The 12,459-nt window shown below is 59.4% G+C and carries 12 protein-coding genes and 1 pseudogene; 8 read left to right on the top strand and 5 right to left on the bottom strand.

The features are described from left to right. Positions 1-59: 59 nt before the first annotated feature. The 4 genes from groL to ACM6I0_RS24305 all read right to left on the bottom strand — a co-directional run bounded on the left by groL (position 60) and on the right by ACM6I0_RS24305 (position 3,567). Positions 60-1,700: a chaperonin GroEL gene (gene groL, locus ACM6I0_RS24320; protein ID WP_414923475.1), complete on the bottom strand. Its 1,641-nt coding sequence runs from the start codon at positions 1,698-1,700 to the stop codon at positions 60-62. A gap of 50 nt (positions 1,701-1,750) precedes the next feature. Further along, positions 1,751-2,044 (bottom strand): co-chaperone GroES, encoded by a 294-nt coding sequence (locus ACM6I0_RS24315; RefSeq protein WP_033057492.1) that lies wholly within the window; start codon positions 2,042-2,044, stop codon positions 1,751-1,753. A gap of 248 nt (positions 2,045-2,292) precedes the next feature. Beyond that, on the bottom strand, positions 2,293-2,769 hold the full coding sequence (locus ACM6I0_RS24310; protein WP_285429522.1) for an FxsA family protein: 477 nt from the start codon (positions 2,767-2,769) through the stop codon (positions 2,293-2,295). A 66-nt stretch (positions 2,770-2,835) separates the two neighbouring features. Further along, on the bottom strand, positions 2,836-3,567 hold the full coding sequence (locus ACM6I0_RS24305; RefSeq protein WP_414923474.1) for a HugZ family protein: 732 nt from the start codon (positions 3,565-3,567) through the stop codon (positions 2,836-2,838). Positions 3,568-3,732: 165 nt separating this feature from the next. Here ACM6I0_RS24305 and ACM6I0_RS24300 point away from each other — a divergent pair, with 165 nt between their 5' ends. After that, complete coding sequence (locus ACM6I0_RS24300; RefSeq protein WP_208669672.1) at positions 3,733-4,491, top strand: SDR family oxidoreductase; 759 nt, start codon at positions 3,733-3,735, stop codon at positions 4,489-4,491. 131 nt (positions 4,492-4,622) lie between these two features. On the opposite strand, the gene apbC is transcribed toward ACM6I0_RS24300, so the two are convergent. After that, positions 4,623-5,717: an iron-sulfur cluster carrier protein ApbC gene (gene apbC, locus ACM6I0_RS24295; protein ID WP_285429519.1), complete on the bottom strand. Its 1,095-nt coding sequence runs from the start codon at positions 5,715-5,717 to the stop codon at positions 4,623-4,625. A gap of 199 nt (positions 5,718-5,916) precedes the next feature. On the opposite strand from apbC, the gene metG reads away from it, so the two are divergent. The 7 genes and pseudogenes from metG (at position 5,917) to nth (ending at position 12,442) form a co-directional block, all read left to right on the top strand. Then, on the top strand, positions 5,917-7,968 hold the full coding sequence (metG, locus tag ACM6I0_RS24290; RefSeq protein WP_414923473.1) for a methionine--tRNA ligase: 2,052 nt from the start codon (positions 5,917-5,919) through the stop codon (positions 7,966-7,968). A 144-nt stretch (positions 7,969-8,112) separates the two neighbouring features. Then, on the top strand, positions 8,113-8,682 hold the full coding sequence (locus tag ACM6I0_RS24285; protein WP_414923472.1) for an Rnf-Nqr domain containing protein: 570 nt from the start codon (positions 8,113-8,115) through the stop codon (positions 8,680-8,682). A 17-nt stretch (positions 8,683-8,699) separates the two neighbouring features. Further along, positions 8,700-9,074 (top strand): annotated as a pseudogene (gene rsxB, locus ACM6I0_RS24280) (electron transport complex subunit RsxB); the annotation flags it as partial. Positions 9,075-9,678: 604 nt separating this feature from the next. Continuing rightward, complete coding sequence (locus ACM6I0_RS24275) at positions 9,679-10,668, top strand: RnfABCDGE type electron transport complex subunit D (RefSeq protein ID WP_414923471.1); 990 nt, start codon at positions 9,679-9,681, stop codon at positions 10,666-10,668. Continuing rightward, entirely contained in the window at positions 10,665-11,276 is a 612-nt protein-coding gene (locus tag ACM6I0_RS24270) for an RnfABCDGE type electron transport complex subunit G (protein WP_414923470.1), read from the top strand. The genes ACM6I0_RS24275 and ACM6I0_RS24270 overlap by 4 nt, the downstream gene beginning before the upstream one ends. Further along, positions 11,269-11,778, top strand: a complete 510-nt coding sequence (locus ACM6I0_RS24265) for an Rnf-Nqr domain containing protein (RefSeq protein WP_285429512.1) — start codon at positions 11,269-11,271, stop codon at positions 11,776-11,778. The genes ACM6I0_RS24270 and ACM6I0_RS24265 overlap by 8 nt, the downstream gene beginning before the upstream one ends. 25 nt (positions 11,779-11,803) lie before the next feature. Further along, positions 11,804-12,442 (top strand): endonuclease III, encoded by a 639-nt coding sequence (gene nth / locus ACM6I0_RS24260; RefSeq protein WP_285429510.1) that lies wholly within the window; start codon positions 11,804-11,806, stop codon positions 12,440-12,442. The last annotated feature ends 17 nt before the right edge of the window (positions 12,443-12,459 follow it).

The following is a 12,459-nucleotide window of genomic DNA, read 5'->3' as shown; positions in this document are numbered from 1 at the left end:
CAATAAAAAACCCCGCTGGCTCACGCCAGCGGGGTTTTTTCGTACAGGGTAAGGCTGGCTTACATCATGCCGCCCATGCCGCCCATACCGCCCATGTCTGGCATGCCGCCAGCTGGACCGTCTTCCTTGATCTCGGCGATCATGGCTTCGGTGGTGATCATCAGGCTAGCGATGGAAGCCGCTGCCTGCAGAGCCGAACGAGTCACTTTAGCCGGGTCGAGGATACCCATTTCGATCATGTCGCCGTATTCGCCGGTAGCAGCGTTGTAACCGTAGTTACCCGAACCCTGCTTGACCTTGTCGACAACTACGCTTGGCTCGTCACCGGAGTTAGCAACGATCTGGCGCAGTGGCGCTTCAACAGCGCGACGCAGCAACTGGATACCAACGTCCTGATCAGCGTTGTCGCCTTTCAGTTCGGAGATAGCCTGCAGAGCGCGAACCAGTGCCACGCCGCCGCCAGGTACCACGCCTTCTTCAACGGCTGCACGGGTAGCGTGCAGGGCGTCTTCAACGCGGGCTTTCTTCTCTTTCATTTCTACTTCGGAACCAGCGCCAACCTTGATCACTGCAACGCCGCCGGACAGCTTGGCCAGACGCTCTTGCAGTTTTTCACGGTCGTAGTCGGACGAAGTGTCGGCCACTTGCTGACGGATCTGCAGAACGCGAGCCTGGATGTCAGCCTCAACGCCGGCACCGTCGATCACGGTGGTGTTTTCTTTGGACAGGATCACGCGCTTGGCATTACCCAGGTGTTCCAGGGTAGTGCTTTCCAGGCTCAGACCGATCTCTTCGGAGATAACGGTACCGCCAGTCAGGACAGCGATGTCCTGCAGCATGGCCTTGCGACGGTCGCCGAAGCCCGGAGCCTTGACGGCTGCGACTTTAACGATGCCACGCATGTTGTTCACAACCAGAGTCGCCAGGGCTTCGCCTTCAACGTCTTCGGCCACGATCAGCAGTGGACGGCCGGCTTTGGCAACGGCTTCCAGTACTGGCAACATTTCGCGGATGTTGGAGATCTTTTTGTCGACCAGCAGGATCAGCGGACCGTCGAGTTCGGCGGTCATGGTCTCTGGCTTGTTGACGAAGTACGGGGACAGGTAGCCACGGTCGAACTGCATGCCTTCAACAACCGACAGTTCGTTTTCCAGGCCCGAGCCTTCTTCAACGGTGATCACGCCTTCTTTACCGACTTTTTCCATGGCTTCGGCAATGATGTCGCCGATGGAGCTGTCGGAGTTGGCCGAGATGGTGCCGACCTGAGCGATTGCACGGGTGTCAGCGCAAGGCTTGGACAGTGCTTTGAGCTCTTTGACGATAGCGATGGTCGCTTTGTCGATACCGCGTTTCAGGTCCATCGGGTTCATGCCGGCAGCGACGGCTTTCAGGCCTTCGTTGACGATCGACTGAGCCAGAACGGTAGCGGTGGTGGTGCCGTCGCCTGCGTCATCGTTGGCACGGGAGGCAACGTCTTTGACCAGCTGCGCGCCCATGTTTTCGAAGCGATCTTTCAGCTCGATTTCTTTGGCAACGGAAACGCCGTCCTTGGTGATGGTCGGAGCGCCGAAGCTTTTCTCGATGATCACGTTACGGCCTTTAGGGCCCAGGGTCGCTTTTACTGCGTCAGCCAGGACGTTGACACCGGCGAGCATTTTCTTGCGGGCGGAATCGCCGAATTTAACTTCTTTAGCAGCCATGATCGATATTCCTTAAATACTTTGTAGTAGCGGGAAAATGAGCGGGGGAATCAGCCTTCGACAACAGCGAGAATCTCGTTCTCAGCCATTACAACCAGGTCTTCGCCATCAACTTTCACAGTGTTGCTGCCGGAGTACGGGCCGAACACAACCTTGTCACCCACTTTCACGGACAGTGCACGCACTTCACCGTTGTCCAGCACTTTGCCTGGGCCTACAGCGAGGACTTCACCCTGGTTTGGCTTTTCAGCAGCCGAACCTGGCAGGACGATACCGCCAGCGGTTTTCTTTTCTTCTTCGCTGCGACGGATAACGACGCGGTCATGCAGAGGACGAAGCTTCATTGTCGATCTCTCCTAATTGTGGTTTTCATCGGCCGGTGTATTCCCGGCGGGTTTAACAAATCCGGCGGTGCCGGGTGCGGCTCGACAAGCGAGACGCGGAAGTCTGTCTGGCGTGATCGCCAGAAACCTTGCGGTGACCGTTACATAAGGGCGTACAAGCTGATTACAAGGGCGGGCAGCAAAAAATTTTCACCTTGTTGCCCCAAAAACGAACACGGCACCCAAAGGTGCCGTGTCATTGAAAGGTGTTACTTGGAATCGCGGTGTTCGAACTCGCCTTCGATCACATTGGGCTCGCGGCCCAGCGGCGCTCGCGGAGCAGGACCGCCTCGGGGTTGCAGGTCATCGGCGAACGCACGCTGACGGATCGCTTGTTCCTCGGCGCGCTGGCGCATTTTATTGGCCAGCAGTCGACGGGAGATCGGCAGCAACATGATCAAGCCCAGGACGTCGGTGACGAAACCCGGCAGGATCAACAGACCGCCCGCCAGGGCCAGCATCAGGCCTTCGAGCATGGTCTGCGCCGGCAGTTCGCCGCGGTTCAGGCTTTCACGCGCCCGCAATGCAGTGGCCAGACCGGCGATGCGGAGCACGAACACGCCGAGCATCGAGCCGAGAATAATCAGCAGCAGGGCCGGGAAAAACCCGATCGCCCCGCTGACCTTGACGAATACGAACAGCTCCAACACCGGAAACAGTACAAAGAGCAATAAAAAAGGGCGCATCAAATGGTTCCTCAACGCAAGAATGCCTTGCCAGTCTTCCCTAGATGACGTCGCCGATTCGTGAATTCAAGCACCGGCCACTTCATTTTTCGGCCAATGCTCGGCGTGGGCCAGGAAAACCAAGGCTTCGCGCACTTGTGTCGGCGTATTACAAGGCGCTTGAAACGGCAGCCAGTACAGGGCCTGACCAATGCGCAGGTGCATGCCTTCAGTGTCGATGCCCGCCAGTTGCGCCGGCTCGGTTTTGGGCAGGCCTGCCAGATCGACGTAATGAGCGATGGCCTTGGCGTGATCGGCATTCATGTGCTCGACCATACTCGCTTCGGCTTTGCCGGCAAACGGGTTGGCCAGGGTCAGGTGATCGACCCAGTGAATCGCGCCAAAACCACCGATGTAGCGGTGACGCACAGGCTTGAGCACCCAGAAATCGAAATCGTGAGCCTTGTGGTAGCTCTGCGAATCAGGGAAATAGCGGTAGTAACGTTCCGCCGCCGCTTCGATGGCCGCATCGTCCTCGAGCTTTTCTGCTTCGGCGAGGTAAGTCAGGCGACCAACGGCTTGCACGTCATCGGCCTCGCGCTCGCCCACGAACAACGAACATTTCGGGTCTTTTTGCAGGTTATGGGTGTGCTGTGCGATGCGGCTGATAAGGATTAGCGGCCGCCCCTGCTCGTCGAGGCAGTAAGGAACGACGGAGCCAAACGGGAAACCCGGCATCGACTTGGAGTGTGTCGACAACACCCCACGGTATTCCTTGAGAAGCAATTCTCGGGCATTCTTGGCCGCTTCTACGCTCAATTTATGACTCCTTAAATAGAATCCGTCGAAAAAACGGACAGGCGCCTGGGGATAGTTTCCAGTACGCCATCGGGGCAGTTCTCATGTGCAACCAGGCCACATCCGGTGCAGATCGAGAGGCTCTCTAGAAGGAAGACCACTCCAACCTGCTACTGGGGCATGCGAATGCAACTCACCGACAAAGTAATCATTATCACTGGCGGTTGCCAGGGTTTAGGCCGTTCCATGGCCGAGTATTTCGCAGGCAAAGGCGCGAAACTTGCGCTGGTCGACTTGAACCAGGAAAAGCTCGACGACACCGTCGCCGCTTGCAAGGCCAAGGGTGTCGAAGCCCGTGCTTACCTGTGCAACGTTGCCAATGAAGAGCAGGTCACGCACATGGTCGCCCAGGTGGCTGAAGATTTCGGCGCGATTCATGGCCTGATCAACAACGCCGGGATCCTGCGCGACGGCCTGCTGTTGAAGGTCAAGGACGGCGAAATGACCAAGATGAGCCTGGCCCAGTGGCAGGCGGTGATCGACGTCAACCTGACCGGCGTGTTCCTGTGTACCCGTGAAGTCGCGGCCAAAATGGTCGAGCTGAACAACAGCGGCGCGATCATCAATATCTCCTCGATTTCCCGTGCCGGCAACGTTGGCCAGACCAACTACTCTGCCGCCAAGGCCGGTGTGGCAGCGGCGACCGTGACCTGGGCCAAGGAACTGGCGCGCTACGGTATTCGTGTGGCGGGCATTGCGCCGGGCTTCATCGAAACCGAAATGACCCTGGGCATGAAGCCCGAAGCGCTAGAGAAAATGACGGCCGGTATTCCGCTCAAGCGAATGGGCAAGCCGGACGAGATCGCCCATTCGGCGGCGTACATTTTCGAGAACGATTACTACACCGGCCGGATCCTGGAAATGGATGGCGGGTTGCGCATCTAAGGCCCCCCCAAAACAACTGTGGGAGCGAGCTTGCTCGCGATGGGGCCATAACATCCACCCTTGATGGTGACTGTTACACCGCTATCGCGAGCAAGCTCGCTCCCACAGGTTTCAGTGTTGATTGATGGATATCAATCGTCGCTGATGGTGATGTTCGGCATTGCCGGCGATACCGCTTCCTGCAACACAATCCGCGCGCCAACGTGGCGGGCGAGTTCCTGGTACACCATCGCAATCGGGCTGTCCGGCTCGGCGATCACGGTTGGCTTGCCGCCATCGGCCTGTTCGCGGATGGCCATCGCCAGCGGCAACGAGGCCAGTAGCTCAACGCCGTACTGGCTGGCCAGCTTCACCCCACCGCCCTCACCGAACAGATGCTCGGCATGTCCGCAGTTGGAACAGATGTGCACGGCCATGTTTTCCACCACGCCCAACACCGGGATGTTGACCTTGCGGAACATCTCGACGCCTTTGCGCGCATCCAGCAATGCCAGATCCTGCGGGGTGGTGACGATGACTGCACCGGCCACCGGGACTTTCTGCGCCAGGGTCAGCTGGATGTCCCCGGTGCCTGGCGGCATGTCGATGACCAGGTAATCCAGATCGCCCCAGGCGGTCTGCGTTACCAGTTGCAGAAGCGCGCCGGACACCATCGGCCCACGCCAGACCATCGGCGTGTTGTCGTCCGTCAGGAACGCCATCGACATCACTTCGACGCCATGGGATTCGATCGGCACGAACCACTTCTGATCCTTGATCTTCGGCCGGGTGCCCTCGGGGATGCCGAACATGATGCCCTGGCTCGGACCATAGATATCCGCATCGAGAATCCCGACCTTGGCGCCTTCACGGGCCAGGGCCAGCGCAAGGTTGGCGGCGGTGGTGGATTTGCCCACGCCACCCTTGCCGGACGCCACGGCCACCACGTTCTTGACGTTGGCCAGGCCTGGAATTTGCGCCTGGGCCTTGTGGGCAGCAATCACGCTGGTGATGTCAACGCGAGCAGTCGTCACGCCGTCGAGGCCTTCGATCGCCATTTGCAGCATTTGCGACCAGCCACTCTTGAACAGGCCGGCGGCGTAACCCAATTCCAGCTGGACGCTGACGCGATCGCCCTGGATGTCGATGTTGCGCACACACCCGGCGCTGACCGGGTCCTGGTTCAGGTAAGGGTCGGTGTATTGGCGAAGGACGGCTTCCACCGCTGCGCGATTGACGGCGCTCATGGGCAACTCCGATAGCAGGACTGAAAATCAGGCGGGTATCCTACCTGTTCTAAAGGCCGGACGGCATGCTTTCAGAATGTGACAATTATCCCATGGCCACACGCAATTTCTCAGACCGTGCATAAGGTTCTCGGGGGTGAAAAATATGCGCTGGCGCTTTATAGTGGCCGACCTCCGTTTCATCAAGTAGCCGAGCCCCATGTCCGAGCCACGCAAGATCCTCGTTACCAGCGCCCTGCCCTATGCCAATGGTTCGATCCATCTTGGCCACATGCTGGAATACATCCAGACCGATATGTGGGTGCGTTTCCAGAAGCACCGCGGCAATCAATGCATCTATGTCTGCGCCGACGACGCCCACGGTTCGGCCATCATGCTGCGCGCGGAAAAGGAAGGCATCACCCCGGAACAACTGATCGCCAACGTCCAGGCTGAACACAGCGCCGACTTTGCCGAGTTCCTGGTGGACTTCGACAACTTCCACTCCACTCACGCCGAAGAAAACCGTGAGCTGTCGAGCCAGATCTACCTGAAGCTGCGCGACGCCGGGCACATCGCCCAGCGTTCGATCACTCAGTACTTCGACCCGGAAAAGAAAATGTTCCTGGCCGACCGCTTCATCAAGGGCACCTGCCCGAAATGTGGCACCGAAGACCAGTACGGCGACAACTGCGAAAAATGCGGTGCGACCTACGCACCGACCGACCTGAAGGATCCGAAGTCGGCGATCTCTGGCGCCACCCCGGTGCTCAAGGATTCCCAGCACTTCTTCTTCAAGCTGCCGGACTTCCAGGAGATGCTGCAAACCTGGACCCGCAGCGGCACCCTGCAAGAAGCCGTGGCGAACAAAATCGCCGAATGGCTGGATGCCGGCCTGCAACAGTGGGACATCTCCCGCGATGCGCCGTACTTCGGTTTCGAAATCCCGGACGAGCCGGGCAAGTACTTCTACGTCTGGCTGGACGCGCCGATCGGCTACATGGCCAGCTTCAAGAACCTGTGCAACCGCACGCCGGAGCTGGACTTCGACGCGTTCTGGGGCAAGGACTCCACCGCCGAGCTGTACCACTTCATCGGCAAGGACATCGTCAACTTCCACGCCCTGTTCTGGCCAGCGATGCTCGAAGGCGCCGGTTTCCGTAAACCGACCGGTATCAACGTGCACGGTTACCTGACTGTCAACGGTCAGAAAATGTCCAAATCGCGCGGCACCTTCATCAAGGCCCGGACCTATCTGGATCACCTGTCGCCGGAATACCTGCGCTATTACTACGCGGCCAAGCTGAGCCGTGGCGTCGACGACCTCGACCTGAACCTTGAAGACTTCGTGCAGAAGGTCAACTCCGACCTGGTCGGCAAGGTCGTCAACATCGCCAGCCGTTGCGCCGGTTTTATCCAAAAGGGCAACGGTGGTTTGCTGGTGGCCGGCAACGCCGCACCGGAACTGACCGAAGCGTTCCTGGCGGCAGCGCCAAGCATCGCCGAAGCCTATGAGGCGCGCGACTTCGCCCGGGCCATGCGTGAAATCATGGGCCTGGCCGACCGCGCCAACGCCTGGATCGCCGACAAGGCGCCGTGGTCGCTGAACAAACAGGAAGGCAAACAGGATGAAGTCCAGGCCATCTGCGCCCTGGGCGTCAACCTGTTCCGCCAGCTGGTGATTTTCCTCAAGCCGGTCCTGCCATTGCTGGCCGCCGATGCCGAGGCATTCCTGAACGTCGCGCCATTGACCTGGAACGACCACGCGACGTTGCTCAGCAACCATCAGCTGAACGAGTTCAAGCCGCTGATGACCCGTATCGACCCGGTGAAAGTGCAAGCCATGAGTGACGCCTCCAAGGAAGACCTGACCGCCAGCGCTACCGACACCGGCGACGCTGCACCTGCCGGCAACGGTGAACTGGCCAAGGATCCGCTGTCTGCGGAAATCGAGTTCGACACCTTCGCCGCAGTCGACCTGCGCGTTGCCTTGATCCTCAAGGCTGAACACGTTGAGGGCGCCGACAAGCTGCTGCGCCTGACCCTGGACATCGGTGACGAGCAACGCAACGTATTCTCCGGGATCAAGAGCGCTTATCCGGATCCGTCCAAGCTCAATGGTCGCCTGACCATGATGGTCGCCAACCTCAAGCCACGGAAAATGAAGTTCGGCATCTCCGAAGGCATGGTGATGGCTGCCGGCCCTGGCGGCGAAGAGATCTACCTGCTCAGCCCTGACAGCGGCGCCAAGCCCGGCCAGCGCATCAAGTAAGGTTTGATCGGCTAAACCGATCCCACAGTCGTGCGTGACGCGACTGTGGGATTTTCATATCTGGCCCACCCTCCATCCTTGCCGGATAATGCCTAAGCTTTTTAGACCGCCGCGTTTAAAAGCCCCGTTCTTGCCGGCACGATCATGACTGAATTTGTTTTTACGCTTATCAGCACTGCCCTGATCAACAACCTCGTGTTGCACTGGCCGCTGGGCGTCGATCCGCTGTTGGGCAGCGAGCGTGAACGAGTTCATGCCCTGGGCATTGCGACGACGAGCCTGATGCTGATGGTTGGCATTCTGGGCTACTCGGCCTATCACTGGCTGCTGGTCCCGCTGGAACTCACTTCGCTGCATCTGTTCGTGTTCCTGCCGTTGAGCGTATTGCTGGTCGGTCCGCTGCTGAAACTGCTTTCACGATTGCTGCCAAAGCGCTCGTTCGATGGCCTCTGGCTTTTGCTGCTGGGTAATGCCGGCGTACTCGGCCTGACCTTGCTCAACGCCCAGGCCGACCAGGGATTTTTCCACGCCACGGCCCTGAGCCTCGGCGCCGGGCTGGGCTTCTGGCTGGTGCTGAGCCTGTTCAGCGACTTGCGCCAACGCACACTCGATAACGATGTTCCCCTGCCCTTTCGCGGCCTGCCGATCGAGTTGATCGGCGCCGGGCTGATGGCAGTGGCTTTTCTCGGATTCAGCGGACTGATCAAAACATGAGTCTGATTCAACGCATCGACGCCCTCTTGCCGCAGACTCAGTGCGGCAAGTGCGGCCACCCCGGATGCAAGCCCTACGCCGAAGGCATTGCCAGTGGCGAACCGATCAACAAGTGCCCGCCGGGCGGCAGCGAAACCATTGCGGCCCTGGCCGACTTGCTGAAAGTACCGGTGCTGGAACTGGACGTCAGCCGCGGCTCGGCCCCGGCGCAGATCGCCTATATTCGTGAAGCCGAGTGCATCGGTTGCACCAAGTGCATTCAGGCGTGCCCGGTGGACGCCATCGTTGGCGCGGCCAAGTTGATGCACACGGTGATCGTCGACGAATGCACCGGTTGCGACCTCTGCGTCGCGCCCTGCCCGGTGGATTGCATCGAGATGCGCCCGCTGCCAATCGCCACGGTGCTGCCGATTGTTGGCGGCCTTGCGTTCAGCCTCGATGAACAACGAGCCCGCGCCGCCAAGCGCAATCGCGCACGCCACCGTTTCGAACAGCGAAATGCCCGCCTGCGCCGCGAAGAAGAACACAAACTTGCTGAACGTCAGGCCCGTGCTCAACGCGCCGCGCCGCAAAGTGAAGTGACAACGCTTGATCCGGTGCAGGCGGCGCTTGAGCGAGTGCGTGCACAGAAAGCGGCAAACATTGATGCGGCAGTGAAAAAAGCCAAGATCGATGTGGCGATGAGCCGTGCGCAACTGAACAAATCACTCAAGGCATTCGGGCATCCACCGACCTTCGATCAGCAGTCGCAATTGATTGTCTTGCAACAACAGTTCGAGGCTGCCGAACAGGCTTTGGCGAATCTGGAAAGCACGGCACCACCAGCCCCGGTCACGCCGGTCATTCCAGCGAAAAATGCAGAATTAAATCGAGCAAAGATCCAGTTGGCCATGCGCCGCGCCGAACTCAAGAAAGCGCAAACCGGCGAAGCAGCGGCTGAACAGATCCAGGCGCTGGAACTGGCGGTGAAGGAAGCCGAGCGTCTGCTGGAGGCCTATGTCACCCCTTGAATCGGTGGACGAACGCCTTCAGCAGGCCATGAAGCTGGTGTTGCTGGCCACCGTGCCGGGCCTGCTGGTGTTGTTCTGGCTGTATGGCTGGGGCGTGTTGATCAACCTGATCCTGGCGAGCGTGGCGGCGCTGGCTGTTGAAGCGGCGGTGTTGCAGCTGCGCAAACGCCCCTTGCGACCGACCTTGAGCGACGGCAGCGCCTTGGTCACCGCGACGTTGCTGACTGTGGCCTTGCCGCCTTACTGCCCGTGGTGGCTGACGGTGAGTGCTGCAGCGTTCGCGCTGTCGGGCAAACAGGTGTATGGCGGCGTCGGCAAGAACCCCTTCAACCCGGCAATGCTCGGTTTCGCCTTTGTCCTGTTAGCCTTTCCCCTGCAAATGACCCTTTGGCCATCGTCACACGGCATGGACCTGCTCGGCGGTTTGCAACAGGTCTTCGGTTTCAGCCTCAACCATGCGCCGGATGCCTGGGTCCAGGCGACTGCACTGGACAGTCTGCGGATCAATAAAAGCCTGACCATGGAGGAGCTCTTCGCCGGTAACCCGGCCTTCGGCCATTTTGGCGGCCGTGGCGTGGAATGGGTCAATCTGGCTTTTCTGGCAGGCGGCGCTTTTCTGCTGCAGCGACGCGTATTCAGCTGGCATGCGCCGGTCGGCATGCTCGCCAGTCTGTTTATCATCAGTCTATTGTGCTGGAACGGTTCGGGCTCCGACTCCCATGGCTCACCACTGTTTCACCTGCTCACCGGCGCGACCATGCTCGGTGCATTCTTTATCGTCACTGAACCGGTGTCCGGAGCGAAGAGCCCCGGTGCCCGCCTGCTGTTCGGCGCTGGCGCGGGATTACTGACCTACCTGATTCGTACATGGGGCGGTTATCCGGACGGTGTGGCCTTTGCGGTGTTGCTGATGAACCTCTGCGTACCGGCGCTGGAACGTTTCGTCGCGTCCAGACAGGAGCACATTGCGCCATGAACCGAGCGACGAGCGTTGTGATGCTGGTGCTGCTGGCCGGGCTGGGGATTGGCGCGACGTACCTCGTGCAACATGCCAGCGCACCTCGCATAGCCGCTACACACCGATTGATCGACAGCCGGAACCTGCTGGACCTGCTGCCACCGGGAAGCTACGACAATCAGCCGCTGGAACAGCCGCTGCCCGTCGACAACATCGAACTGAGCAACAGCAAGCTCTTGGGCGGCTACCTGGCAACCAAGGGCGGCCAACCGAGCGCGGTGTTGCTGCGTAGCCAGACATTGGGCTACGAAGGCTCCATCGAGTTGTTGATCGCGATCGGCACCAACGGCAAGTTACTGGGGGTCAAAACCCTCAAGCAATCGGAAACCCCGGGGCTGGGCGGCAAGATCGCTGACCGGCCCAACGCATGGCTTGAGGGATTTACCGGCAAGTCTCGAGCCGAACCTGGCGACACGGGCTGGGCCTTGAAAAAAGATCAGGGACAATTCGATCAGATCGCGGGCGCAACCATCACTTCAAGGGCCGTGATCAGCGCCATCCATGAAGCCCTGCGCTACTTTGATGAACACGCACAACAGCTGATCGGGAGTAGCGCTCATGAATAAGTCATCGACGCTGCAAAACTCACTGATGCTGGCGCCACTGATCGGCGCCACCGACGCCTGGGCAAACGCTCTGGGCCTGTGGCTGATGTTTGTCGTGGTGACCTGCGCCTACGCCCTCTTGATGGGCGTGCTGCGACCACGACTAGAGCCGTCCACCCGTTTGCTGGCCAGCGTCGTGCTGGCGGCTACGTTGACCGCTTGCGCGGAGCTTGGTGCGCAAGTCTGGTCGCTTCAATGGCATCTGCACGCAGGCGTCTACGCCGGATTGATTGCCTTGCAATGCGTCGTGCTGGAACACAATGGCTTTTTCCAGGAATCCCGGCGCGATCGCCTGCGCTTGTGCGCAGGGTTTGGCGCACTGATGGTGGGCCTTGGCCTGCTGCGCGGATTCATCGGCGACAGTGGCCTACACCTGGCGACGCTGGCCCCCGGCGGCTTCATTCTGTTGGGGCTGTTGATCGCCGCGCGCCAGGCCTGTCTCCGCTCGACCTCTTCAATTTGATTGCCTTCGAGGAAACGCATCGCCCATGAATGCCGCAAAACGTCTGGAAATTTTCCGCAGATTTCACGAAGACAACCCGGAACCGAAGACCGAACTGGCATATTCCTCGCCGTTCGAATTGCTGATTGCGGTGATTCTATCCGCCCAGTCAACCGATGTCGGCGTCAACAAGGCCACCGCCAAACTGTATCCGGTGGCCAATACACCGGCGGCGATCTATGCCTTGGGGGTCGAGGGACTTTCGGAATACATCAAGACCATTGGCCTGTACAACAGCAAAGCAAAAAACGTGATCGAAACCTGTCGCTTGCTGGTAGAGCGCCACGGCGGTGAAGTACCGCAAACCCGCGAGGAACTGGAAGCGCTGCCCGGAGTGGGTCGCAAGACTGCCAACGTGGTGCTCAATACTGCGTTTCGTCAGCTGACCATGGCGGTCGATACCCACATTTTCCGCGTCAGCAATCGCACAGGTATTGCACCCGGCAAGAACGTCGTCGAGGTGGAGCACAAACTGATGAAGTTCGTGCCCAAGCAATACCTGCTCGACGCCCATCACTGGTTGATCCTGCACGGACGCTACGTCTGCCTGGCCCGCAAGCCTCGCTGCGGCAGTTGCCGTATCGAGGATTTATGCGAATACAAGGCAAAGACCTCGGACGATTGAGGCACTATTAGATTTAT

The sequence above is a fragment of the Pseudomonas sp. IT-P294 genome, assembly GCF_949767865.1.
Lineage (GTDB): Bacteria > Pseudomonadota > Gammaproteobacteria > Pseudomonadales > Pseudomonadaceae > Aquipseudomonas.
The sequence above is the reverse complement of the archived record's forward strand: the minus strand, read 5'-3'. Positions and strand labels throughout refer to the sequence as shown.